Below are 23,548 nucleotides of genomic sequence, written 5' to 3' on the forward strand. Positions count from 1 at the left end.
GCGTTCACTCCTTCTGTTTTTCTATTCACTATTACGGTTGTTTCCCGGAAAAGTTTCAGCTTAACCAGCTATTTAACGCATTCAGTTGCAGCATCACGACCGGAATCGAAGCTTTGGCTGAAACAAGGTGCGACGTCGCCTGTCCGACTTTCCCTGTCGTGACGAACGGTTCGTCGAGCATCCCTTCACCGATCGGTCCAAACGGATCACTGTCGATGATGCGATGCTGATAACGAATGAAGACGTCTTTATCTCCTTGCCGCATCTTGCATCCCGATTCCTCGAGCGGCCGGTCGATTCCGTATTCGGCATAATGCCAAACAGTCGTCGAATCCCACGGCGACCCGATATGCAGAATCTGTCCGTCCGCTTCGATGAACTTCTCAAGCGGGGAGCCGGGACCGAATCCGTTATCAATCGTATGACCCGCAACGAAGGCTTCCGCCTCTTTCCCCCAGGCTGTGACCGACCACATCGGGTGGGCACTGCGTTTGACTTCCGGGAACGTCCGGAACAGTTCCGGCACCTTGCCGATACTCCGGGTTGGTGTCTTCGCCGGATCGTACGCCGGCATTTCCTGACGGATCGTTTCCCACCAGTCTTCCGGAACGGCAGGACGGCTCCAGTTTTTCGGATCCGAATTATCCGTACTCTGTGCCGCCATCATGATCAGACCGTCCGGCGTGACAACTTCCTGCAACGCTTCAATCAGCGCTTGTGCTCCACCGGGAATCCAGCCGATCTGTTTCATCGCACTGTGAACGAACACTTTCATACCGGGCGTCACACCAAGCTGTTTTAAATCGGCAATCAGTTTTGATTTCGTAACCATTTGTCTTGTTTCCATTTCGCACCCCTTACTCGACGACAAGGCGAATCGTCGATCCTGTTTTGCCTTGCGTCACTTCAATTTTGGCATCGACCCGCGATTTCAGTTCCTGCACGTGGCTGATGATTCCGACCATCCGGCCGCTCGCCTGGATGGAAAGCAGGGTCTCGATTGCCTGTTCAAGCGATTCCGGATCGAGTGTACCGAATCCTTCATCGATGAACATCGTCTCGAGTGACACACCGCCGCTTGCTTCCTGCACGACTTCCGATAAACCGAGCGCCAACGCGAGCGATGCCTTAAAGCTTTCCCCGCCGGACAACGTCTTGACGTGCCGCGTCTGTGACGTATAGGCGTCAAAGACGTTTAAGTCGAGACCATATTTCTTCAAGCCTTTGCCGGCTTCCGTCTTCCGTTCGAGCAGGAAACGTCCGGATGTCATCCCGTGCAAGTGACGGTTCGCCGCTTGCAGGATTTCATCGAAATAAGCGGTTTGGACATACGTCTCAAACGTCATCCGCTGGGCGTTTTCACCGACCCCGACCCGTGCCAGCTCACCGAGGATACCGTACCGTGCATCTTCCGCCTCGATTTGTTGCTGAAGACCCGACCAGGCATCGACCAGTTGTTTGATATGCAACCGTTCTTTTTCGATACCAATCCGGTAATCCGTCGCTGTGGCCAGTTCTATTTCCGCTTGTCTGACGAGTGGACGAAGAGCCGTCAGATCCGGACGATCCTGTTGCTGAATCAGTTGTCGGATCCGCTCAAGACCACTTTCGACATCCTGCCGTTTCCGCCGGTCCGCTTCAAGTCTCTCTGCCAACATTTCCATCACCTGGCGTGTCAGACGGGCCTGTTCGAATTGTTCGATCGTCTCGAAACGTTCTTCTTTCAGGCTCTGCTCCAAAGCCTGTTTGGCTTCCGCCTGCTTTGCCGTATGTGTTGCTAATTCTTCTTCCACATGCTCAAGACGTCCGCTTCGCACCGCGACTTCCTGATCGAGCCGTTGTTTTTGCGTCTGTCCTGCTGTCCGCGCCGTTTCAAAATCTGCCAATCGTTTTGCCAGTGTCTGCTGTTCGGTTTCCAACTCACGGCGTGACGGCGCATCTTGATGTTGATTCAGTATTCCTTCAAGCCGGGCGAGCTCCAACAACAGTTTCGACTGCTGATTTGTCTCTTCTTCGATTTGTCGGTCTGCCTGTTCCAATGCCGTCTCGCTCGTCCGGATCTGTTGCTCCAGCTGCTGCTTTCGTTCCTGTTGCTGTTGCAAGCGGCTCTCTTGATTTTTCAAGTCGTTGATTTCAGAACGAATCGCGGCAGCGTCGGTCGAAACCGGTTGTCCGTCCGCAAGTGTCGCAAGTTCTTGTTCGAGTTGCCGTTTCCGTTCCGCGACCGTCCGGTACGTCGCTTGTAACTCCTGATGCGCCGATTGTGCGGTTAAGTAGGCCTGATGCAACGCTTCCACATCGAGCGGTTCCGTTTTGACAGCAAGTTGCGGATGTGTTGCACTACCGCAGACTGGACAGGCTTCTCCGTCATGCAGATGTGCCGCAAGTTCCGCTGCCAGTTGACGGCGTTCATTCTGCCGGCCAGCCGTATATATTTTTTCTGCCTGTTCTTTCTCCGTTTTCACGCGTGTCCCGAGCTCGATCAGCCGCAATCGTTCCGCTTCATTCCGTTGCCATTCTAAGTGTTTCTGTTCGATGGATTGCAGGACGAAGCGGCGTTCCTGCAAGGACAGACGGGTGCTCGAATCGTCGGCCATCGTCGCGATTTCTGCCTGCAACCGGGTCCGTTCACTGCGCTGCCGGGTCCGCTGATCGCGTAACGCCTCCGGATTCAGCTTAGCAACAGTATGCCGTAACTCGTCTTGTTGACGCATTAACTGTTCTTGATCCTGCAGACGTTTCAATTCTTCCCCGATTTGCTCCAGGCGCCGTGACGCCTCGCGTATTTCCGGTTCCTGCATCGTCAATTGCTCAACGGTCCGGTTGACCTGGTCGAGTTGCTGTTGCAAGTGTTCCAGCTCGGATAGAACCGTTTGTTTCGTCCCTGCCAATTGCCGGACTGATTGTTCCTCCGACTGAAACGTTTCGTATACCCCTTGGATGGCTGCTGCCCGGGACGCGGCAGCATACTCTTCTTGCTGACGTGTCGTTTCCGGCAACGTCAAGGCAAGCTGTTGCTCAAGTTGCAGTAATTGATCGTACTCGATGAATGTCTGCTCGAGTTGTTCCGCCTGACGCAACCGTTCCGTCAATTGTTCGAGCGTTTGACGGCCCGTCTGTTCCGCCACTTTTGCCTGCCCGATTTTTTCATCGAGAGTCGCAAGTAATGTATCAGTCTCGTGACGGATCGTTGTTTCCGTCGCTTCCGACCAGTTGAGGTCAAGCGGTAATTCTTCGAGTTTCGCAAGCTGCTTCGTTTTCGTTTCTTTGATCGCCGCCGCGAGATCCAGTGCTTTCCGGTGCAGCCGTTGTTGAAATTCCCCGTAATGCTCCGTCTTAAATAACTGTTTGAGGATTTGTAACTTGTCTTTTGATTCCGCCATCAGCAGTTCGCGGAACTTGTTTTGCGGGAGTAGCAGGATTTGCGAAAACTGTTTGTGGTCGAGTTGCAACAGTTCCTGTACCTGTTGACGGATTTCCGGAATCTTCAATGCAAGCGGCTTCCAAGCCGTCCCGTCATGCCGGGCCAGTTCCGCCTCATGTCCGTAATCCGTTTTATTAACCGGATGCGGCTGACTCGGTTGCCGGATAATCCGGTAACGCTCGCCTTTTAACAGAAATTCGAGTTCAACTTCCGTCTTGTCTTCCGGTTTCGCAAAATGACTGCGCAAATCGCTCATTTCCCGTTCTCCGCCTGACGTCTCGCCGTATAAAGCAAACGTCAACGCATCAAAAATCGTCGTTTTTCCGGCACCGGTATTCCCCGAGATGACGAACATCGTCCGTCCGCCGAGTTCCCGGAAATCAATCGTCTGTTCGTCGGCAAACGGTCCGAACGCACGTAAGGTCAATCGTTCTGGACGCATGAAGCTTCCTCCTCTAAGACGGTCTGCATCGCATCCGTCGGTTGTTTTTCCCGGACCGCTTCATAAAATTCACGGAACAGATCGGTTATCGTCGCCGCCTGGACCTGATCGCGTGACGCCTGGACCGCGCGTGTACTTTCCCGGGTGAAGCCGGTCCGCTCAAGGTGGAGAATGTTCGGATAGAGTTTTTTCAGTTTCCCCATCGGATCGATCAACGCCTCGGCATCCGTCAGGTTGATTTTAATATAGTCATCCGTCGCTTGTGTCGCGACAAATGCCGGAGCCGTCAGTTCAGCGAGACTGCCGGTCAGTTCGCGTAAATCACGTTTGGCCGGCAACGGTTCAAACCGCCGGTCGAATGTCCCGCTGTCATTCAACGTCAAGATATCGACCCCTTTGATGTGACTGGCTTCCGAAAACGAATACTTCAACAGTGAACCGCTGTAGCGGATCGTCTCCGACTTGATCGCAAGCGGATTATGCAGATGACCGAGTGCCGTATACGTAAACGGAGCAAACGCACTGGCGCTGACCTGTCCCGCGGTCCCGACCGACAATTGGCGTTCGGAATCGGTCTCCAGCCCGCCGATGACAAAGGCATGCCCAACGAGGACACTTGGTCCATCGATGTCCAGCGTTCCGATGATTTTTCGCATCGCGTCATCATGCGTCCGGATTGTTTCATCCTGATAGACATAGCGGACGGTCGCCGGATCTGCGAACGGCACCGGATAAAAACGGACGCCGTTGATCTGAACCGGTTCGATCGCCTCCGTCAATTTACCTGCCAGGTGAAGACCCGCCCGTTGTAATAACGGTGTACCGAAACTCAGCCGTTCCGCTGAATCATGGTTGCCGCTGATCGCGACGACCGGAATCTTCCGTTCCAGAACAATGTCGGCTAACACCGTATCAAGCAGTTCGACCGCTTCCGTCGGCGGGACGGCACGGTCATACAGATCACCGGCAATGATGACCGCGTCCGGCTGTTCCCGGTCAAGCAATTGTAGAAATTCCTGGAGAACAGCCCGCTGATTGTCGAGCATCGATTCGCCATGAACGATTTTTCCTAAATGCCAATCGGCAGTATGAATCCATTTCATCTCTCATCACGCTCACTTTTCCTCTATAATATCCTTATTTTAGCATGACTTGAATGGTTCTGACGATGATCTGACCGATTCCAAACCAAGTAAAACCCATTGCTTGACCGATAGTCTCCCGGTCAAGCAATGGGTTTTATGATGCATCATGTTTTAAAGGTCAGTCCACGTTCACCAAGCAACTGTTTTAACTTCGGTATCGAAGAAGGTCCGATTCCGTGCCACTGCAGAATATCATGTTCATGATACATCGCTAACAATTCCAATGATGTCACGCCGTGTTCACTCAGGGCCCGTTGTGCCGGCTTTGCGAGAAGCTCAAAAGGATTCGCCTCAGGTTTGTCTGAATTCATTATAGCTTCCTCCTGACAATAGACAAAAACCGCCTTCCTGTTTAGCTGGAAGGCGGTTTTTCGGACGGCTTATTTGTCATCTTCAGTGGGTGTGGCGCTTTTGACGAAATCGTTTGACCGACGTGAAGATAGACACGGACCCTCCGATGATTGCCCCGACGACAATCCCGGTCGTAAATTTTCCTCCGGGATTTTTCGCAGAACCTGGTTCAATTGCTGTTATATGTTCTTCCTGCTTCTGCTCGAATAACTGTTGGAGAGGGGAGGATGTAGGCTCGACTTCGACAATCCGGTCAACTTCCTGTTGACGGTCTTCCCGGCGTTCGACGCTGCAAGGTGACAGATAGAACGGATTCAGGTTCGTCCGATACCGGTCTGGATTCCAATTCGCTTGCTGAACGGCTTCAGCTGCATGGTCTGTCCGCTTCGTCTGATCCAATGACTGGATCGATTGATCGAATTCTTGTTTCATCGTAATCACTCCTCTTCACATTCAATTTCACCAAAAATCTCCGACTTACGTCTGAAGTCTTATTTACCTCTTTTTTAAACATCTAAAACATGTATTCAAAAAAATGTTTTATTTTTTTGTGAACGTCCCTTCGAAATAGGTCTCGTAAATCCGTTTCGCTTGCGCAAGATCCGCTTCGCCGTGAAGCAGGATTCGCCCATCGGCAAAGGCGGTAATCCGATGTTGTTCCGTCTCGAACATCAACAGATACGGATTGCGTAGACAGCTAATCCCACGGCCACTCATCTCCTGTTCAAGCCGGATTAAATCACGGGTCCCTTCCCCGCGGATTTGAACGGTATCCCGGCCGCATAATGTAACGAAGTGAAGTGGCTGAGCATTGAGGTACGGATAGACGGGGTCATCGCCGCAGGACGGACAAGAAGATTGTTTTAAGGACACAACATTGATTTGGCTCTGTTGATTGTTCCAGACATCAAATGATAGCACCGTCTGCCGTAATGCAGCTTCCGCTCCGGTCAAGTATTTTAATGCTTCCGTCACTTGATGCGCCGCAACCAGCTGGACGACCGGACTGATGACGCCTGACGTATCACATGTCTCCTGCTGTTTCGGCAAATGATTGAGCAAACAATGCAGACAAGGGGTCTGTCCCGGACGGATCGTATAGGTCATGCCGTAACTGCCGACACATGCACCGTAAATCCAAGGAATCCGAAATTTTGCCGCAACATCATTGATCAGCATCCGGACAACGAAGTTATCGGTCCCATCCACAAGCAAATCTGCTTGTCCGACAAGCCGTGTAATATTCATTGCCGTCACATCTTCGACAATCGCCTCGATCGTCACCGTCGAATTGACGGCACCGAGCCGGCGTTTCGCCGCAACCGCCTTTGGCAAATGGTTCCTGACATCCTGTTCCGTATAGAGTTGTTGCCGTTGTAAATTGCTCCACTCGACGTAATCCCGGTCGATCAGAGTCACTCGTCCGATTCCTGACCGGACAAGCTGTTCCGCACTCGCTGTCCCGAGTGCACCGAGACCGACGATGACGACGTGCCGCTGTCCCAGTTGATCCTGCCCCTCCTGTCCGATTGGACGAAAGCGGATTTGTCGGCTATACCGGTCCATCATGGGCGACTGATCCCGGTCGTCGGACTGCTCGCCGTCGCATACCGTTTTTTCTCAATCCGTCCTGCTTCAAAGCCGAGTCGTCCCGCTTCAACCGCAAGCTTCATTGCACGTGCCATCTTGACCGGGTCTTTCGCATGCGCGACGGCTGAATTCAATAGGACACCATCAGCTCCGAGCTCCATCGCGTACGCCGCGTCAGCCGGTGAACCGATGCCGGCGTCGACGATGACCGGTACTGACATTTGTTCGATGATGAAGCTGAGCGCGAGCGGATTTAAGATGCCCTGTCCGGAACCGATTGGTGATGCTGCCGGCATAATCGCATGACAGCCGAGTTCTTCGAGCCGACGTGCAAGCAACAAATCGTCTGATGTATACGGCAAGACGATGAAGCCATCCTTGATTAATTCCTCTGCTGCTCGTAATGTTTCAATCGGATCCGGCAACAACGTCTTGTCACAACCGATTACCTCGACCTTGACCATATCGCACATCCCTGAGGCCCGGGCAAGGCGGGCAAGGCGGACCGCTTCCTCCGCCGTCTTCGCACCCGCAGTGTTCGGCAAGAGATCATAGCAGCTTAAGTCAAGCGCTGCGAGCGGATCGTTCTGTTCCTTTGCAAAGACGTCGAGACGTCGGACGGAAAACGTTAAAATGTTTGTTTCCGATGCTTCGACCGCTTGCTGTTGCTTCTCATTATCCGAATATTTTCCTGTCCCCAGTAACAATCGTGATGCAAATGTTTTTCCGCCAATTTCTAACATGTTATCCGCCTCCTACAAAATGAACGATTTCAATGACATCTCCGGACGTAACGTCCGTATCCGGATAGCTCGACCGGTCGATGATTTGATGATTTTGTTCGATGATGACGACCTGTCCCTGAATCTCCAGTTTTTCTAACAAGTCGTGTAACGTCTTGATTTCCTCTGTCAAAGCATAGTTTTTTCCATTCAATCGGATAGTCATCTGCTTTCCTCCTGTCGTCGGCTGTTAAAACCATCCAGTGCCACTCTTGGCGTTTGCCCCATGAGACAATCGGCCAAGACGTTGGCCGTCGCAGGGGCCAGTAAGATGCCATGCCGGTGATGGCCTGACGCGACGAACAACCCATCGATTCCGTCCACTGCTCCGAGATACGGCAGACCGTCCCCGGTTTGCGGTCGAACACCGGACCAAGCTTCCACGAACACGGCCTCTGTAAGCGGCGGATAGAGCTTTACTGCTGCATTCAATAACAAACGAATACTGTTCAGACTGACGGTCGTTGATTCATCACCAACCCGTTCCGTCGCCCCGATGATGATCCGTCCGTCTGCTTTCGGGACTAAATAGACCGCATCACCAAACAGCGTCCGATTGAGTTGTCCGGTCGTCAGCCGGACAGACAGACACTCGCCCTTGACCGGAAGTGTGTTAATCGTCACTCCGACCGTCTGTAACAATTCTTCCGATCCGCGACCACCGGCGACAATAATTTGTCTGCCCGCCCGTAGCCCCCGGTTCGTCTCGGCGCCGGTCACCGTTTGTCCGTCCCGTACGAGACGTGCTACGACCGTTGCCTCTTCGATTACCCCGCCCCGTCGTTCGATGGCACTGCGTAATGCTTGTGCAAGCAACCGCGGATCAACCTGTCCGACCGAATCAAACGTCCGCCAGTGATGCGCCTGTTGCATACGAAACGGTTGTTCCAGATACCCGCTTCCGAGACCGGTCTCGTCAAACAATTGTTGCACGAATTCCGGATACAGCGTCCGGCTCAGCCGGGCCAGTTCATGTAACGGTGCCAGCAATTCTTCATCTGTCGCGAGCATTCCCGCTGCTGCTTGCGTCGCTCCCTGACCGACAGTTGACTGTTCAAGCAAATGAACGGTTTTCCCGCGCTGCAGGAGCTCATAGCCGAGCGTCAAACCAATGATGCCGGCTCCGATGATTAAAACATCCGGGCGTGTCATCGTTGCATCACCGCCCGGAATCGGTTGGCTGCTTCGACCGGAGACGCCTGACCGAGAATGCCCGACAAGACGGCCCCGCCTGCGCAGCCGGTCGCCAGGATATCCGGCAGATTGTCCGGTGTAATGCCACCAATTGCAATGACAGGAATCGATGTCCAGTCGACAACTTGTTTCAAGGCGTCGAGTCCCCGGGGCGGTACACCCGGTTTTGATCCCGTCTCAAAAATATGGCCGTACAGGACGTAATCAGCACCGGCTTGTTCCGCCGCTATCGCTTCCGTTAACGAGTGAACCGATTGACCGATCACCAGTTCCGGAAAACGGTGACGGACGAGGTCGACCGGAATGCTGCGTGTTGTCAGCTGAACTCCGGTGCCGGTGACGACTGCCACGTCCAGCCGGTCATGGACAATTAATTGCTCTGTCTTTACGCCTCGTCGCACGAGTGTTTCGATGCACACGACCAGTTCCTTCGCTGACCATAACGGCTCCCGCAGATGAATCCGGTCGACGGATAGTGCGAGTTTCGGCAACAGATGTTCGAGTATGTCCGGATGCCGCTTGCCGGTTGTCATCAGATGTAACTGGCTCATCATTTCCCCCTTTCCACACGAAAAAGGACCACCCCATGAACTGATGGAGTGGTCCTACAAAAAAGGGCGACAGTCGTCGCATCCTCTATGAATGATCGGAATCCACTTCCCTCCGCTAGTACGAACTAGATCAGGTTCAAAGGGTCCGGATACTTCCGTCTCAGTCTGCTGCGAGACTCCCCTAGTGTAGATATTGATTTGTGTGGTACGCCTGTAGTTTACCACGGGTAGTCCGATTTGTTCTACCCTTGATTAGTGTCGCATGTCCGATTCGACCGCTTTGACCTGCTCAATCAAGCGTTGGTATTCGTCGACACGTTTCGTTTGCGACAAGTCATACGTTTGTTTTAAGTGTAAGACCCGCATGACCTTCTGATCCAGATCTGCTCTCGACAATTTACCTTGTTTAATCCGTGCCATGATTTCCTTATGAACGGACGCGTACGCACCGGGTGAGGAAAACATCGCCATGTCGGCACCGCTCTCAAGCGCAAGACTTGCGGCCTGGGCCAGCCCGTATCGTTCCGTAATCGCGCCCATCACCAGATCATCCGTGATGATGACCCCGTCAAACTTCAGTTCATCCCGTAAGATACCGGACATGACCGGTTTTGACAACGAAGACGGACGGGATTTGTCGAGGGACGGGAACAGAATATGCGCGACCATCACCATTTCGGCCCCTTCTTTAATCGCCCGTTTGAACGGGACGAGTTCCATCTGTTCGAGTTCCGCTTTCGTCGCATCGACCCGCGGCAGACCGACATGGGAATCGACGGTCGTATCGCCGTGTCCCGGAAAATGTTTGACGACCGGAACGACGTCTTCTTCTTTCACCCCCTGCATCAACGGGACACCAAGCCTTGCGACCTGTTGCGGATCCGCACTGAGCGATCGGTCACCAATGATCGGATTCGCCGGATTGCTGTTGACGTCAAGGACGGGAGCGAAGTCCATATTAAAGCCGTAAAAACGGGAAATCAAACCGAGCGTCCGTCCGACTTCCTTCATCAAAGCAGGATCATTTTTCTGACCGAACGACAGGCTCGGTGATAATTTCAGTTGCGCATCCGGGACCCGGCTGACGCGTCCACCTTCTTCATCAAAACCGAGGAACGCTTTTTCGTCCGTCGTTTGCGCTTTAGTAATTGCTGTCGTAAAGGTTTTCAATTGATCGGTCGAGGTGATATTGCCGCCAAGCAGCAAGACACCACCGAGTGCATGATTCTGCAGTAATTGACGGTCCGCTTGCGTCAGAGCTGTTCCCGTCACGCCGATGTACAGCAACTGATCAACTTTTTCCGCTGTCGACATCTTCGAAATGGTCTCTTTCAGTTGTTTTTCCGCCCGTTCAGCGGCAGAAGGCCGGTCCGGTTGCGGCGGCTTCGTTTTCTTCGCCGGCTTCGGTTGCGGTTCGACCGGTTGTGCCGGCTCGTCAGAACAACCGGCGAGGAGGATACTTGCCAACAGAACAGTAACAATCCGCTTCAAATCGGTTCCTCGTTCCGGACGCCGTTGATCGAGTAATAAACTTCAATCTCCGCGTTCAGCGATTGCGAGACCGAGCAGTATTTGTCTTTTGATAAGGCAATCGCCCGGCGGACTTTATCGTCCGGTAAATCACCTTCGAGCCGGTAATGAATCGAGATCGTCGTGAAACGCCGGGGATGATCATCCGCCCGTTCGCCTTCGATATCCATTTCAAATGACGTCAGCGTCAAGCGCATCTTTTCTAAAATCGAGACGATATCGATGCCGGTACAGCCGGCAACGGCATGAAGCAAGAGCTCCGTCGGCCGGGGTGCTTGATTGTCCCCGCCGTTTTCCGGTGCCGCATCCATCGCTAAGTGATGTCCGGATTCGGTTTCCCCGCTGAAGCCCATCTTTTGATTCCAAGTGACTGTTGCTTGCATCAAGATCACGTCCTTTTCTGATTTAGGTGATGTTTCCTACTCTGTTAGTATACCCGAATCAATGACAAGTGAAATTGACTGTCTATTCACAATAATGCTTCTTTTTCCGGGTCAGGTAAATCCGGTTTCCGCCCTTCTTAAATCATGCTATTCTGATAAACGATAGTTTTTTTGCGCACAGGCGCCAGAAGTGGGGAATTGTATATGTCATCATCATCGACTCGTTTGAGTCAAGCCGACTGGCTGTTAATCGCGACGTTATCCATGTTGACGTTTGTCCTTGGAACAAGCGAATTCGTCATCGTCGGTATTTTATCTGAAATTGCGGACGGTCTGAACATCACAATTGCGAAAGCCGGGACACTCGTCTCCGCCTTTGCGATCGCCTTCGCCATCGGAACACCGATTACGATGTCCTTGACCGGACACCTCGAACGGCGGAAGTTAATGCTCAGTCTGATTTTCGTCTGGATCATTTTAAATATCTGCAGCGGGATTGCACCGAATTATGAACTGTTGCTGTTGTCACGAATCGTGACGGCTGTGCTGACGGGTGTCCTGATTTCACTGGCAATGGTCGTCGCAAGCGACAGTGTGCCGATCGCGAAACGCGGCGTCGCTGTCTCCTTCATCTTTGGTGGATTCACGATGGCAAACGTCCTCGGTGTGCCGATCGGTACATTCATCGGACAACATGCCGGTTACGCCGCCACGTTTTGGCTGACGAGCAGTCTTGGTGTCGTCGCTCTGCTTGCTGTCTTGAAAGTCGTTCCGGTCCAGCAATCGGAATCGTCCGGCTCGATCCGCGAGCAGCTCAGTTTACTCGCCAATCCACGGATCATGATCGCCTTTTTCATTCCGTCGTTCGGATTCGGTGCGACATACGTCGTCTATACGTATCTCGTGCCCGTGCTTGAGTTGGAACTGAATTTGCCGTCGGCCTGGATCAGTCCGATTTTACTCGCTTACGGTGTCGTCTCGATCTTCAGTAACATCTTGGCCGGTAAAATCGCCAGTCGGAATCCGATTGGCCGTCTCCGGTTCGTCTTCATCGTTCAGGCAATCGTCCTCGCTGCTCTATACGTGACGACAGCGTCGGTATCGCTTGGCCTGATCAACATTGCCTTGATGTCCTTGATGTCGATTTTATTGACGACGTCGACGCAAATTTATCTGATCGACCTGGCAGAAAAGTTTAATCCGGAAGCGAAAGGGCTTGCTGCTTCGCTGATGCCGGTCGCAAGTAACGTCGGGATTGCCTTCGGTTCCGCACTCGGCGGTCTCGTCTATGCGAATGGTCCGATGATGAACATCGCCCTTGTCGGCGGTGTCGTCGCCTTACTCGCCGCCGCGTTGACAGCCGTCAGTCACCGGCTCGATCAACGTTCTTAAAAAACGCCTGTTTCCAGAGTGTCCTCTCGTGAGGAGCTTGGAACAGGCGTCTTTTTGTACCGGAGACTCAGACCGAACCTTACAAGACTGTTAGGTGAACGTACCTGATTTGTTGCTTTATTTTCCATTCGGCATGATACGGTAAAGATAGTTTTTCATCCCATTTACGTAAAAGGAGATTTTATTATGAAATCGTATTATGCCCTTCCATTAACAGCTCTCTTATTGACAGCGACGGTCAGTCCGATCGCGACATTTGCTGCAACACCGACTAAAGCCGAGACACCAAAACCATTATCGGAAAAAGCACTCGCTAAAAAGAAAGCCGCGATTGCGAAACTTGCTACATCACTGATTGGGACTCCGTATAAAGAAGGTGGCACAACAACAAAAGGATTTGACGCGTCCGGCTTCACGCAATATGTGTATCAAAAAAGTGATCTGAAACTCGAACGGACGATTGCGAAACAAGCCGCAATGCCACTCAAAACCGTCACACTCAAAAAAGCCGTCCCGGGTGACCTATTGTTCGTCCAGGCGAAAAAGGCGAAAGCACCGAACTTCGTCGGAATCTATACCGGTAAAAATAAATTCGTTGCCGTGACAACGAAAAAGGTCGAATCTCAGGACCTGACGTGGAGTTACTACGCGAAACAGGACATCATCATCAAATCGTATCAGTAAGATTAAAAAACGCAATCCGGAACTCCTTGAGAGTTTCAGATTGCGTTTTTTTGGAGTTATTAAAGTTGTTCGTTAGTTCAAGACAAGTTCATTGAGCGTAGTTTCTGCTCGTTTTAGTTTGTCCTTAATATTACCTTCATACAAGGTACGGTCTAATACGGGATCGATGAGACGAACGTTGTATATCCCATCATCCAATCGGTTCGCCGTATAAATCAAACCATCCTTAAGCGTAGTATACTCACCCAATCCAAACTCATCCGTCACTAACGGGATATTCATTGAATGTTTTTCTACTTGCTTTGTTTTTATGTCATACACAGTCCAGTTGAAATCACCCATTTCACGCTCAAATGCAATCAATTTAGATCCGTCTGCACTGAGTTCCGTTTCCCCATTGCTAAATGATTTTAAGCCTTTTATACGTTGTGTTGTCTTTCCGTTGCTTACATATAGCTTATCTTCTGTCATATCGGTTCCATCTATACTTTCCGTTGTAGAATAGACAATTGTTTCGTTGTGAATCCCTATTAGTGAAACATCACCTTTAGGAGTAACAGGTAAATTGATTTTTTGAATGGTATCGTCTTTTAAATCGATTTTGTACAACTGCGTGTCGACTCCGGTTTGCGGATCGTAGACGATGACATATAATAAACTGTCCCCAATTTTTTTATACGGACTGATTTGGGCTTCGTTTAACTTCCGAGCTTCAACAGGTGCCGGAAAAATTTTTTTGACAATACGTTGTTTACCGTCTTCCCAATACTGCAATTCCCATTTGTTATTGTCCGACGTACCGATTGCATATGTTATATCTTCCTGTTCAAATGTATTCACTTGATCAGAATGCATGAAGCGCCGGAAGTTATCCGGTGCATTTTTTTCATCAAATGGACTTTCAAACAATCCTTTAATCAAACTATCCGTTGTTTTTTGAACACGACCGTCTAATCCGACGGTGTAATCAATTTTTCTTAATCCTTGATCAATTAATTCTGCTTGAATAGACCTGACAGCCGGTTGTTTGGGATCGCCTTTGACCGTCTCCACAATAAAGTCAGATTCATCAATCGAACGAATAAACAGAGTATAGATTCCAAGCGTCAGGAAGCTGACGACTGCCAATATAAGTACAAATTTAAATTTTCGCATGACGTCCTCCTCAGACCGAAATTTTCCATTTTAACAAGCGCAGGCTTTTCCAAATCGTATAAATAAAGTAGAAAACAAAAAGCGCTATCATGATTGCAGATATTTCCTGTGACAAAAAGATATCGAGCGTTTCAATGACGTACATACCGCCCATCATGATCACGACAAGCGCAATGACTTCAAGCACGATGAACAACAATCCTTTTACTTTGCGATACGACCGTTCCAACAGCACGAGCATAAACAAAAAGCTGATGATAAACAGGGCAAGCGTTACAATGACGAGTACGTCTGACAGATTCATCGTATATAACTGTTTTAAAGTCCGAGACAACCCAAGAGTAGAAGTTGCACGGTAGTCATCCTTAATCATCCAGTTGAATATGACAAAACTGAGCTGAATGACTACCCACTGCAAACCAATGAAACTAATGATGACAAGAGCCAGCGAGGTAAATTTAGCAAAAAAGATTTTTGCCCGGTTGCCCGGTAACAACAGTAAACGGTATATGTACTTGGACTCTCCAAGCCAGTCCCGGTACCAAATCTGGACGGCATACAGCAACACAAGAGCTACTCCGATCAAGATAATATAGCTGAAATACGAGCTAGCTTGTTCAAACGATAACTTTTCAATCGTGCGGATAGCATCGGATTCGCTTACTTTGGCGTAACTCATATACTCCTGCACCTGACGTTCATGATAGATGACCCGTCCGACGACGGTCAGGATTTCAATACCCGCCATCGCGAGGATGATAGATATAATCATTTTCCAGCTTCGTTTTAACTCTTCGTTCGTTAACATCAGGTACTGTTTCATCGCTGATAAACCTCCCGCATCCGGTCCTGGACCGATTTTCCGTATACTTCACGCATCTCTTCTGTATCGTGTTCATCGATGATCCGACCGTCCTGCAAAAAGACAACCCGGTCAATCAAGTGTTCGATTTCGATGATTTCATGTGTCGTCATCAGGATGCCGCGTCCTTCCATGTAATGACTCGAAAAGATCCAGGCAATCTGTTCCTTCGTAAATAAATCGATTCCGGCAAACGGTTCGTCGAGTAACAAATACGGACGGTCGAGTGCAAAACCAAGCACGAGACTGAACTTCGCCTGATTTCCTTTTGACAATTCCAAAATTTTGTCGGTCGTCAGTAACTTGAACAACCCCATCAGCTCTTCGGCGACCTTTGGATTCCAGTCCGGATAATAGTCGCCCATGTAAAGAAGAGCATCCCCGATCGTCATATAGCCGGGCATCGTCTGCAGGTCTGGAACGAAGGCAATTTTGTCACGTGAGACTTCGCCATCGACGAGGACGGTTCCGGCATCAACCGGGACAAGTCCCATGATCGCTTTTAAGATCGTTGATTTCCCTTCCCCGTTTAAGCCGATCAGACAGGTGATGCTGTCCGGACGCACCGAAAAGGAGACACCTTCAAGAATCGGTTTTTTCCGACCGTATCGTTTTTTTAAGCCATGGACTTCAAGCATCGACCTTCCTCCGTTCCGTTGATTGATAGACGGTTTCGACTTTCGTGACGACTTCACCAAGCGGAATCTGAATCGCTTGGACGGCCTCGATGAACTGGGCGACGGCTTCATCGAGCATCTCCGTCCGGACTTTTTTGACGATTTCCTGATCCATCGTGATTTTACTCGGGACGTTTCGTTCTGTCGTGATCAAATTTTGTTCCTCCATCTCTTTATAGGCTTTCTGCGCTGTATTTGGATTGATTCCCAGCTGCGCGGCGATTTCCCGGCGCGATGGGATTTCCTGTCCGCACTTCAGTTCTTCCGTTGCGATTTGTTCCTTGAACCAACGGACGACTTGAAGATACACCGGGCTTCTTTGGTCAAATTGCATCAGGTCCTTGACCTCCTTCTTCCGTTCATTGTATTAAAACAGTAATACACTTTCTTTCTGTATCATACGGGTAATACAGTTGGCTGTCAATTACTTTCCAAAAAAAAGATGCTGTCTCTAAAATAGAGACAACATCTTGAGTTCCATTACTTTTGATATTCCAAAATCGTCTGTTGAACCGGAATCCCCGACATCGGTACTGTACGTTCGACAAACAGGTACCGTTTTCCGTTGACCAAAAAGCGACGGTTCCCTAGGTACTCCACAAGTTTCCCGTCCTGCTTCAACTTTTCTTCGATTGCTTTGACGTGATCCTCGAGTGCATAAAATCGGTCGTCAAAAGTCATCGTGATGTTTTTATTTCGGAATCCGAGTAAGTAACTGAAGAAAAACCAAAACGCTGCCCCTACTGCTACCAGTGCTAACAGAAATTGCATATGTGACTCCCCCTTTTTGTATACTTTTTTATACGTATCATTTTATGTAAAGGTTCCCATTAAAATGCATATTTTTACTTTTCCGACAAAAAAACTGATTCCGGACTATTTCCGAAATCAGTTGCATCGGTTTAGTAAGGATTCGGATCTTCTTGCGGTGTATCCGGAATTTCCGTTGGTTCCGGAAACGTGTCTGGCTCCGGTTGACGGATTGGATCTTCCTGCGGTGTCTCCGGAATTTCTGACGGAGGTGTCGTCGGAATCTCGTCCGGTTGTTGATTCGGTTCGTGTTCCGGCACTTCATTCGGATTTTTCTTCATGATGAGTTCCTCCTTATGATGTAATGTAATCGCCGCCGTTGATATGAATCGTTTGACCGGTGACGTAACTGGAGTCGCGTGACGCCAGGTAGACATACGCCGGTGCGTTTTCCGACGGTTGGCCGCGTCGTTTCATCGGTGTGTCTTCCCCGTGTGCTTCCACCTTTTCTTTTGTGAACGTTGCCGGGATGAGCGGCGTCCAAATCGGACCGGGTGCAACGGCATTGACGCGAATCCCTTTTTCAATCAAGTTTGACGCCAGCGAACGCGTCAACGTCGTGATTGCCCCTTTGGTTGCCGAGTAATCGATCAGTGATGGTGCCCCGCGATACGCCGTGACGGACGATGTATTGATGATCGAATCTTCCTTGTTCAAATGCGGTAACGCAGCCTGCGTCAGATAAAACATTGAAAAGAGATTCGTTTCGAACGTCTCTTTTAACTGATCCGGTGTGATTGCCAAGAAATCGTCTTGCGGGAACTGTTTTCCGGCATTGTTGACCAGGATATTCAATTGACCAAACTCTTGAATGACCTGATCAATGATCGGTTGGGCGTTCTCCGGTTGACTGACATCTTTCGCAAGCGCCAGTGCCTTGACACCATACCCTTCAATCAATTGTTTCGTTTTTTCTGCATCCCGTCCCTCATTTAAGTACACGATGGCGACGTTTGCGCCCTCTTTGGCATAGGCAATCGCGACGGCACGCCCAATACCGCTGTCTCCGCCTGTCACCAACGCCACTTTGCCTTTTAACTTACCTGATCCGACGTATTCCGGGTCGTCGTACACCGGTTCAGGATGCATTTCCGCTTCGATTCCCGGTTGCTGATCCTGTGTTTGTCCCCGTGCTTGTTGATGCATCTGCTCCAATTCTTCTTCGCGCATATGACCCAACCCCTTTTCACTATTTAATGACTACCTTCATTAACATTCCCTTGCCATATATCAATAAACGTCTAACTAAAAAAAAACGATAAAAATTATCGTTTTTTTTTAGTTCGTTTCTTCTATATGAGGAGAAGAAACGTAACACAGTCATTCTTCATTTGAAAATAATGGCGACCATTCACCAGACTGAATCATTTTCATCAATTTTTCAGGATACAGCTTCACTGTCTCTAATTGTTCGATTGGAACATATCGATAAATCAATTCTTCGCCTTCCACTCCGAAAAATTCTTCGGTCGTGACCGCCATATCACCCAAAATAGTTACTTCATAATAAAAGCCGACTTCATGAAAAGACACGTCTTCATATGTAAAAAAGTTTTCATGAACGGATAAAAAGCGTGTGACCTCGGCCTTTAATCCGAGTTCTTCTTTGATTTCCCGGACGATTGCCGCCTCCCCGTTCTCCATCAATTGAATCCTTCCGCCCGGCAATGCCCAAAACTCATCCCGGACATTCCGGTGAATCAACAGATGTCCGTCTTTAATAATGACTCCCGCTGCCCGGTGGTTAAAGCGTTGTTGCCCTACTGTAAACTTGATATCCATCTTCATCTTCTCCTCCAATTCGCTATCGACCCATACTTTATCACATTTTCACATATTCCGGATTATGTCATAAAACTCATACCCTGTAATAAAATTTTCCCTGGTATGACGGTATTTCAGAATCATTCCTATCGATATATTACAATACATATTAATTACCTATATTTAAGCAATCAAACTGAAATATTATTTTCAAAACACTCGATGCTATACTCGGTTTATCAAATTCACTACTTCGACGCAGTATTCATATACAGCCTACAACTTATAGACAGATGCGATCTGTCACAACTCATCGACCGTCAATTGTTTTCACATCAGGAGGAACTACTACATGAAACGTATTTTAACAACCGTCACGATGAGCGCACTCGTCGTTTCAGGATTTGCTAGCACGGGTACAGGTAAGGTCGAGGCTGCAAGCTCTTCTTCTTACAAAGTCAAAGTCATGGCCGATGGATTACGTGTCCGGACCGGTCCTTCCACAAAATATAAAATCGTCGGCGGTGTCAATGCCGGAAAAACTTTTAAATACTATGGTAAAAAAGGCAAGTGGACAAAAATTTCGTACGGCGGTAAAAAACGGTACGTCTATTCCAGTTATGTAAAACGATATAGCATCGGGAAAAAGGCAACAGCCAAAAAAGCTTCCCACTCGACAGGTTTCCTCCGTCCGACAAGCGGACGCATTTCTCAAGGATACGGAAAAGCGAGCGGCCGCTACGGATATACGTTCCATAACGGCATCGACATCGCAGCAGCCACAGGGAAAACGGTCCGTGCGACTGCTTCCGGCAGAGTCATTAAATCAGGTTATCAAGGCGCCTACGGCAACTATGTCATGATGAAACATAAAGTGAACGGTTCAACCTACACAAGTGTTTATGCTCATCTCAGCAAACGTTCCGTCTACACCGGCCAATCAGTCGCAAAAGGCTCAAAAATCGGAAATGTCGGCAGCACCGGAAACTCAACCGGTTCACACCTTCACTTCGAACTGCACCGCGGCGGTTACATCTACAGCGGAACTTCAGCAGTCAACACGATCAATCCGCTCAGCGTTTTATGATTACTTCGGACACTCTTTTACGAGTGTCCATTTTTTTAAACCTTTTTGAAAATAAGTCCTTTGAAATAAATTCATTCTAATTATTGGAAAATTCATCATAACATACTGATTGTTCTGATTTCCTGACACCTTTTAAAAATCGTTGTCTAATCAATAAAAATCTGACTTTTACAGAAAAATCAATAAGAATTAAAATTCCTAAATTAAGGTAAAATAGATTTTCTGTCCTCTATAATATAAAATATCGAAACATTATAGAAATAATATTGTAATATTTAAACATTTTTACTAATGGTACACTCATCTGAGAAATTCATAAAATAAACTTACATATTGCTTCACCCACATACGGATTCAGTCCGACAGATTTAAAGGAGGATTTACTGATTTGAAAAAATTACTTACTACGCTGACGGTATCTGCTATCGCCATCGCTGGTTTCTCGACATATGCCGTTCCAAAAGCTGATGCGGCAACGTTTTATAAGGTTAAAGTCATGAACGACGGATTGCGTGCCCGCACCGGTCCCGCGACGACATACGGCATCATCACAGGTCTTGATAAAGGCGATACATACAAATACTTGGGCCGGACCGGAAATTGGACAAAAATTCTGTACGGATCACGTAAAGTCTACGTCTCTTCTACATATGTCAAAAAATATTCTGTCACGACATCATATAAAATCAAAATCATGGTCGATAATCTCCGCGTTAGAAGCAGTTCGTCCACAAGCAGTTCCCAGGTCGGGACCGTCAACAGCGGACAAACCTTCCGTTACCTCGGTCGGACGGGAGACTGGATTAAATTCTTATATAACGGTAACAAACGATTTGTCCATGCCGATTACGTCAAAAAATATACGGTCACGAGCTTAACCAATTCGGGTGGGGCAACAAAAGCCTCAAACGATTTCATCACGCCGACCAGTGGACCGATCACGCAAGGATATGGTCAAGCAAGCGGTGTCTACGGCTATACGTTCCATAACGGAATCGATTACGGTGCCCCGAAAGGCACACCGGTTTATGCGACGGCAGCCGGGAAAGTCATCACTTCTCAATTAAAAGGTGCGTACGGCAATTATGTCATGGTCAAGCATTCGATCGACGGCGCTTCCTTCACGAGTCTCTATGCCCACATGAACAGCCGATCGGTCTCAGTCGGACAATCGGTCTCAAAAGGACAGCTTCTCGGTACGGTCGGTCAAACAGGAAATGCGTTCGGAACGCATCTTCATTTTGAACTGCATCGCGGAACATACGTCTACAGTGCGACATCGGCGGCAAGCAGCGTCAATCCGTTGAACTACCTGTAACAACTCGAACATCCCCTTATTTCTCATGAAGTAAGGGGATGTTTTGTTTTTTCAGATGTCTCATACAACCGTATAACGTCCAATGATCGCGTTTCATTCTCTTCTATCAGTGGGAAATGAAACATACGTCGATTGACCACAGACGTTTCGCATTCTATAATTCAAATAGACATTTGAATGTATCAGGAGGTATTATTATGCCGCATAATCATGATCATCACACCGACAATAAAAAAGTATTGCTTCTGTCCTTCATGATCATCACGCTGTTTATGATTGTCGAGGTGATCGGCGGATTTTGGACGAACAGTCTGGCTTTGTTATCGGACGCCGGACATATGCTGAGTGACTCGATTTCGCTTGCGATTGCGCTCGCCGCCTTTCACTTTTCGACCCAGAAACCGGATGCGAATAAGACGTTCGGCTCAAAGCGGTTCGAAATTCTCGCGGCGATTTTCAACGGCGTCGCACTGATCGGTATTTCGCTTTATATTTTTGTCGAAGCCGTACAACGCTTTGTTAATCCACCGGCTGTCGCAACGACCGGGATGTTGATCATCAGTATACTCGGACTTCTTGTGAATCTGCTTGTAGCTTGGATCATGACGCGCGGCGGTGGACATGAAGACAATCTGAACATGCGTGGTGCCTACTTGCATGTCTTAAGTGACATGCTCGGCTCGATCGGTGCCATCGTTGCCGCCCTGTTGATCATGTTCTTCGGCTGGGGCTGGGCAGATCCGCTCGCAAGTATCATCGTCGCCATCCTCGTTTTGCGCAGCGGCTATTACGTAACGAAAGCCGCCGTCCACGTCCTGATGGAAGGAACACCGAGCGATGTCAACATCGATCAAGTAGTTTCGACGATTCAGACAAATGAAGCGATCCTCGGTCTGCATGATCTTCATATTTGGTCGATTACGAGCGGTTACAATGCGTTATCCTGCCACGTCGTCGTCAAAGACGATATGACCGTCCGCGAATCGGAGTCAATCCGTGAACAACTCGATCACGACCTAAAACATGCCGGTATCACCCATGCGACGATTCAAGTCGAGACCGCGCAACATGACCATGAAGATCAACTATACTGTCACGGTGAACAAAAGCCGCACGTTCACTAAGGTTGGCTGTTCTTCTAAATTAAAAGAGTAAAAGACGATGCTTCCCTTTAATGGGGCATCGTCTTTTTTACTTACTGTCCATACAACGTATCGTCAGTTCTTTAACTTTGCCTGATACGCTTTCGAATAGCGGTCCGCTGCAATGATTGCATCCGCCACTTCATCGGCCGTGACATCAAAACCGCTGTGAATCGTCTCCCCTTCTGCTGTTGCCGCCTGTCCGACTTTTAATATGTCTTCCCGTGAGGCATCTTTCAGTTTAACGTCTTCCAGTGTGACCGGCAGACCAAGGTCCATATAAAAAGCGATATATCGTTCGATTTCTTCCTGCGGATGTTCTTCCAGCGCCAGTTGCACGAGCGTCCCGAACGCAACTTTCTCTCCATGCGTCAAATGGTGAATGTCCCCATTGAGTGCCGTGAAACCGTTATGAATGGCGTGTGCTGCCGCAAGACCACCGCTCTCAAAACCAAGACCACTGAGCAAGGTGTTCGCTTCGACGACGGCTTCGAGGGCCGGCGTAACGACCTTTGCCTGGACCGACTCATAGGCGAGGCGTCCGTGCTCAAACAGGACTTCCTCGCAGCGTTTCGCGATCGCTTCCGCCGCAATCGTCGGCCGTCCGCCGGCCATCGTCGATCCGCCGAAGGCAATGACACTCCGTACTTCGACCCAAGTTGCCAGTGCGTCGGCGATACCTGAGGCAAAGAAGCGGGCCGGTGCTTCCGAGATCAACTTCGTGTCGACCAGGACGAGATCCGGATTTTTGTTGTAAAAACGGTAACTCTCAAAAATCCCGTCTTCAGAATAGATGACCGACAGCGCGCTCGTCGGTGCGTCGGTCGAAGCGATGGTCGGCACGATGACAACCGGCAGATGCAGTTCGTCGGAGACGGCTTTGGCTGTATCCAGCGTTTTCCCGCCGCCTACACCCATGACGAACTTGACACCGGCGTCTTTCGCTTGCGTCGCAATCCGTTCGACCTCATGTTTTGAGGCTTCTCCGCTGAAATCCGCTTTTTCGATTTTGATTCCTTCAGTTGAAAATGAAGCTTGGACACGTTCCTCGACAATCCCCCAAACGACATCATCCGCGATGACGAGGGCCACATCACCAATCGGGCTCACGTATGTACCAAGCCGATCAATGACATTTTTTCCTTGGACGTACTTTGCCGGACTAATGAAAACACGTTCTGACATGTTCAACATCCTTTCTTTTTCAATGAGACCATCAACAATGACTTACATTATATTGCTTTCCTTTTCGCCCCGTGCTCTAA

General features: G+C 49.3%; 26 protein-coding genes and 1 riboswitch. Of the genes, 5 read left to right on the forward strand and 21 right to left on the reverse strand.

The features are described 5' to 3' along the window. Positions 1-55: 55 nt before the first annotated feature. The 12 genes from KNP93_RS04970 to KNP93_RS05025 all read right to left on the reverse strand — a co-directional run bounded on the left by KNP93_RS04970 (position 56) and on the right by KNP93_RS05025 (position 11,392). Entirely contained in the window at positions 56-847 is a 792-nt protein-coding gene (locus KNP93_RS04970; protein WP_214853672.1) for an AAC(3) family N-acetyltransferase, read from the reverse strand. Positions 848-857: 10 nt separating this feature from the next. After that, positions 858-3,866 carry an SbcC/MukB-like Walker B domain-containing protein gene (locus tag KNP93_RS04975; RefSeq protein WP_214853675.1) on the reverse strand — a complete coding sequence of 1,003 codons (3,009 nt, stop codon included), beginning with the start codon at positions 3,864-3,866 and terminating at the stop codon, positions 858-860. Continuing rightward, positions 3,848-4,969 carry an exonuclease SbcCD subunit D gene (locus tag KNP93_RS04980; RefSeq protein WP_214853678.1) on the reverse strand — a complete coding sequence of 374 codons (1,122 nt, stop codon included), beginning with the start codon at positions 4,967-4,969 and terminating at the stop codon, positions 3,848-3,850. The genes KNP93_RS04975 and KNP93_RS04980 overlap by 19 nt, the downstream gene beginning before the upstream one ends. A 146-nt stretch (positions 4,970-5,115) precedes the next feature. Then, positions 5,116-5,322, reverse strand: coding sequence for a helix-hairpin-helix domain-containing protein (locus KNP93_RS04985; protein ID WP_131973025.1), 207 nt, complete (start codon positions 5,320-5,322; stop codon positions 5,116-5,118). A gap of 82 nt (positions 5,323-5,404) precedes the next feature. Beyond that, positions 5,405-5,794 (reverse strand): hypothetical protein, encoded by a 390-nt coding sequence (locus KNP93_RS04990; RefSeq protein ID WP_131502886.1) that lies wholly within the window; start codon positions 5,792-5,794, stop codon positions 5,405-5,407. Positions 5,795-5,902: 108 nt separating this feature from the next. Next, positions 5,903-6,931 (reverse strand): ThiF family adenylyltransferase, encoded by a 1,029-nt coding sequence (locus KNP93_RS04995; RefSeq protein WP_214853680.1) that lies wholly within the window; start codon positions 6,929-6,931, stop codon positions 5,903-5,905. Next, the gene (locus KNP93_RS05000) at positions 6,928-7,695 is read right to left on the reverse strand and encodes a thiazole synthase (RefSeq protein ID WP_131973028.1); all 768 of its coding nucleotides are present in this window, start codon (positions 7,693-7,695) and stop codon (positions 6,928-6,930) included. The genes KNP93_RS04995 and KNP93_RS05000 overlap by 4 nt, the downstream gene beginning before the upstream one ends. A gap of 1 nt (position 7,696) precedes the next feature. Continuing rightward, the gene (thiS, locus tag KNP93_RS05005; RefSeq protein WP_131973029.1) at positions 7,697-7,900 is read right to left on the reverse strand and encodes a sulfur carrier protein ThiS; all 204 of its coding nucleotides are present in this window, start codon (positions 7,898-7,900) and stop codon (positions 7,697-7,699) included. Continuing rightward, on the reverse strand, positions 7,897-8,886 hold the full coding sequence (locus KNP93_RS05010) for an NAD(P)/FAD-dependent oxidoreductase (RefSeq protein ID WP_214853683.1): 990 nt from the start codon (positions 8,884-8,886) through the stop codon (positions 7,897-7,899). Before KNP93_RS05010 ends, thiS begins: the two co-directional genes overlap by 4 nt. Further along, complete coding sequence (locus KNP93_RS05015; RefSeq protein WP_214853686.1) at positions 8,883-9,479, reverse strand: thiamine phosphate synthase; 597 nt, start codon at positions 9,477-9,479, stop codon at positions 8,883-8,885. The genes KNP93_RS05010 and KNP93_RS05015 overlap by 4 nt, the downstream gene beginning before the upstream one ends. 90 nt (positions 9,480-9,569) lie before the next feature. Beyond that, positions 9,570-9,672, reverse strand: a riboswitch (TPP riboswitch). Between the two features lie 59 nt (positions 9,673-9,731). Then, positions 9,732-10,970 (reverse strand): beta-N-acetylhexosaminidase, encoded by a 1,239-nt coding sequence (gene nagZ, locus KNP93_RS05020; RefSeq protein WP_214853688.1) that lies wholly within the window; start codon positions 10,968-10,970, stop codon positions 9,732-9,734. Further along, entirely contained in the window at positions 10,967-11,392 is a 426-nt protein-coding gene (locus tag KNP93_RS05025; protein ID WP_131973033.1) for an OsmC family protein, read from the reverse strand. The genes nagZ and KNP93_RS05025 overlap by 4 nt, the downstream gene beginning before the upstream one ends. Positions 11,393-11,596: 204 nt before the next feature. Between KNP93_RS05025 and KNP93_RS05030 the strand changes: the two genes are divergently transcribed. Together KNP93_RS05030 and KNP93_RS05035 are read left to right on the forward strand one after the other, a co-directional pair. After that, positions 11,597-12,784, forward strand: a complete 1,188-nt coding sequence (locus KNP93_RS05030) for an MFS transporter (RefSeq protein WP_214853691.1) — start codon at positions 11,597-11,599, stop codon at positions 12,782-12,784. Between the two features lie 186 nt (positions 12,785-12,970). Further along, complete coding sequence (locus KNP93_RS05035) at positions 12,971-13,468, forward strand: C40 family peptidase (RefSeq protein ID WP_214853692.1); 498 nt, start codon at positions 12,971-12,973, stop codon at positions 13,466-13,468. A 72-nt stretch (positions 13,469-13,540) separates the two neighbouring features. Here the strand turns inward: KNP93_RS05035 and KNP93_RS05040 are convergent, their stop codons facing one another. The 8 genes from KNP93_RS05040 to KNP93_RS05075 form a co-directional block, all read right to left on the reverse strand. After that, complete coding sequence (locus tag KNP93_RS05040) at positions 13,541-14,623, reverse strand: hypothetical protein (RefSeq protein WP_214853694.1); 1,083 nt, start codon at positions 14,621-14,623, stop codon at positions 13,541-13,543. Positions 14,624-14,633: 10 nt separating this feature from the next. Beyond that, positions 14,634-15,446, reverse strand: coding sequence for a hypothetical protein (locus KNP93_RS05045; RefSeq protein ID WP_214853696.1), 813 nt, complete (start codon positions 15,444-15,446; stop codon positions 14,634-14,636). Continuing rightward, positions 15,443-16,123 carry an ATP-binding cassette domain-containing protein gene (locus tag KNP93_RS05050; RefSeq protein ID WP_131502897.1) on the reverse strand — a complete coding sequence of 227 codons (681 nt, stop codon included), beginning with the start codon at positions 16,121-16,123 and terminating at the stop codon, positions 15,443-15,445. The genes KNP93_RS05045 and KNP93_RS05050 overlap by 4 nt, the downstream gene beginning before the upstream one ends. Then, positions 16,116-16,496, reverse strand: a complete 381-nt coding sequence (locus tag KNP93_RS05055) for a GntR family transcriptional regulator (RefSeq protein WP_012370090.1) — start codon at positions 16,494-16,496, stop codon at positions 16,116-16,118. The genes KNP93_RS05050 and KNP93_RS05055 overlap by 8 nt, the downstream gene beginning before the upstream one ends. 146 nt (positions 16,497-16,642) lie before the next feature. Beyond that, positions 16,643-16,933, reverse strand: coding sequence for a hypothetical protein (locus KNP93_RS05060; RefSeq protein WP_131502898.1), 291 nt, complete (start codon positions 16,931-16,933; stop codon positions 16,643-16,645). A 131-nt stretch (positions 16,934-17,064) separates the two neighbouring features. Beyond that, complete coding sequence (locus KNP93_RS05065; RefSeq protein WP_131502899.1) at positions 17,065-17,253, reverse strand: hypothetical protein; 189 nt, start codon at positions 17,251-17,253, stop codon at positions 17,065-17,067. A 13-nt stretch (positions 17,254-17,266) separates the two neighbouring features. Next, positions 17,267-18,142: an SDR family oxidoreductase gene (locus KNP93_RS05070; RefSeq protein WP_012370087.1), complete on the reverse strand. Its 876-nt coding sequence runs from the start codon at positions 18,140-18,142 to the stop codon at positions 17,267-17,269. 150 nt (positions 18,143-18,292) lie between these two features. Further along, a complete protein-coding gene (locus tag KNP93_RS05075) occupies positions 18,293-18,754 on the reverse strand; it encodes an NUDIX hydrolase (RefSeq protein ID WP_251138672.1) in 462 nt (153 codons plus the stop codon). 334 nt (positions 18,755-19,088) lie between these two features. Here KNP93_RS05075 and KNP93_RS05080 point away from each other — a divergent pair, with 334 nt between their 5' ends. The 3 genes from KNP93_RS05080 (at position 19,089) to KNP93_RS05090 (ending at position 22,265) form a co-directional block, all read left to right on the forward strand. Beyond that, positions 19,089-19,823, forward strand: a complete 735-nt coding sequence (locus KNP93_RS05080; RefSeq protein WP_131502901.1) for a peptidoglycan DD-metalloendopeptidase family protein — start codon at positions 19,089-19,091, stop codon at positions 19,821-19,823. A 388-nt stretch (positions 19,824-20,211) separates the two neighbouring features. After that, complete coding sequence (locus KNP93_RS05085) at positions 20,212-21,141, forward strand: peptidoglycan DD-metalloendopeptidase family protein (RefSeq protein ID WP_131502902.1); 930 nt, start codon at positions 20,212-20,214, stop codon at positions 21,139-21,141. Positions 21,142-21,338: 197 nt separating this feature from the next. Further along, entirely contained in the window at positions 21,339-22,265 is a 927-nt protein-coding gene (locus KNP93_RS05090) for a cation diffusion facilitator family transporter (RefSeq protein WP_214853708.1), read from the forward strand. Between the two features lie 93 nt (positions 22,266-22,358). On the opposite strand, the gene KNP93_RS05095 is transcribed toward KNP93_RS05090, so the two are convergent. Continuing rightward, positions 22,359-23,468: a glycerol dehydrogenase gene (locus KNP93_RS05095; protein WP_131502904.1), complete on the reverse strand. Its 1,110-nt coding sequence runs from the start codon at positions 23,466-23,468 to the stop codon at positions 22,359-22,361. Positions 23,469-23,548: the final 80 nt, after the last annotated feature.

The sequence above is a fragment of the Exiguobacterium sp. s166 genome (assembly GCF_018618855.1).
Lineage (GTDB): Bacteria > Bacillota > Bacilli > Exiguobacteriales > Exiguobacteriaceae > Exiguobacterium_A.

Coding starts and splice junctions, on each gene's coding strand:
- KNP93_RS05055 (WP_012370090.1), bottom strand. CDS start 16,496: ATGCAATTTGACCAAAGAAGCCCGGTGTATCTTCAAGTCGTCCGTTGG.
- KNP93_RS04975 (WP_214853675.1), bottom strand. CDS start 3,866: ATGCGTCCAGAACGATTGACCTTACGTGCGTTCGGACCGTTTGCCGAC.
- KNP93_RS04980 (WP_214853678.1), bottom strand. CDS start 4,969: ATGAAATGGATTCATACTGCCGATTGGCATTTAGGAAAAATCGTTCAT.
- KNP93_RS05030 (WP_214853691.1), top strand. CDS start 11,597: ATGTCATCATCATCGACTCGTTTGAGTCAAGCCGACTGGCTGTTAATC.
- KNP93_RS05050 (WP_131502897.1), bottom strand. CDS start 16,123: ATGCTTGAAGTCCATGGCTTAAAAAAACGATACGGTCGGAAAAAACCG.
- KNP93_RS05025 (WP_131973033.1), bottom strand. CDS start 11,392: ATGCAAGCAACAGTCACTTGGAATCAAAAGATGGGCTTCAGCGGGGAA.
- KNP93_RS05090 (WP_214853708.1), top strand. CDS start 21,339: ATGCCGCATAATCATGATCATCACACCGACAATAAAAAAGTATTGCTT.
- KNP93_RS05000 (WP_131973028.1), bottom strand. CDS start 7,695: ATGTTAGAAATTGGCGGAAAAACATTTGCATCACGATTGTTACTGGGG.
- KNP93_RS05045 (WP_214853696.1), bottom strand. CDS start 15,446: ATGAAACAGTACCTGATGTTAACGAACGAAGAGTTAAAACGAAGCTGG.
- KNP93_RS04970 (WP_214853672.1), bottom strand. CDS start 847: ATGGAAACAAGACAAATGGTTACGAAATCAAAACTGATTGCCGATTTA.
- KNP93_RS05075 (WP_251138672.1), bottom strand. CDS start 18,754: ATGGATATCAAGTTTACAGTAGGGCAACAACGCTTTAACCACCGGGCA.
- KNP93_RS05070 (WP_012370087.1), bottom strand. CDS start 18,142: ATGCGCGAAGAAGAATTGGAGCAGATGCATCAACAAGCACGGGGACAA.
- KNP93_RS04990 (WP_131502886.1), bottom strand. CDS start 5,794: ATGAAACAAGAATTCGATCAATCGATCCAGTCATTGGATCAGACGAAG.
- KNP93_RS05040 (WP_214853694.1), bottom strand. CDS start 14,623: ATGCGAAAATTTAAATTTGTACTTATATTGGCAGTCGTCAGCTTCCTG.
- KNP93_RS05080 (WP_131502901.1), top strand. CDS start 19,089: ATGAAACGTATTTTAACAACCGTCACGATGAGCGCACTCGTCGTTTCA.
- thiS (WP_131973029.1), bottom strand. CDS start 7,900: ATGACTATCCGATTGAATGGAAAAAACTATGCTTTGACAGAGGAAATC.
- KNP93_RS04995 (WP_214853680.1), bottom strand. CDS start 6,931: ATGATGGACCGGTATAGCCGACAAATCCGCTTTCGTCCAATCGGACAG.
- KNP93_RS05035 (WP_214853692.1), top strand. CDS start 12,971: ATGAAATCGTATTATGCCCTTCCATTAACAGCTCTCTTATTGACAGCG.
- KNP93_RS05010 (WP_214853683.1), bottom strand. CDS start 8,886: ATGACACGCCCGGATGTTTTAATCATCGGAGCCGGCATCATTGGTTTG.
- KNP93_RS04985 (WP_131973025.1), bottom strand. CDS start 5,322: ATGAATTCAGACAAACCTGAGGCGAATCCTTTTGAGCTTCTCGCAAAG.
- KNP93_RS05015 (WP_214853686.1), bottom strand. CDS start 9,479: ATGAGCCAGTTACATCTGATGACAACCGGCAAGCGGCATCCGGACATA.
- KNP93_RS05065 (WP_131502899.1), bottom strand. CDS start 17,253: ATGAAGAAAAATCCGAATGAAGTGCCGGAACACGAACCGAATCAACAA.
- KNP93_RS05060 (WP_131502898.1), bottom strand. CDS start 16,933: ATGCAATTTCTGTTAGCACTGGTAGCAGTAGGGGCAGCGTTTTGGTTT.
- KNP93_RS05095 (WP_131502904.1), bottom strand. CDS start 23,468: ATGTCAGAACGTGTTTTCATTAGTCCGGCAAAGTACGTCCAAGGAAAA.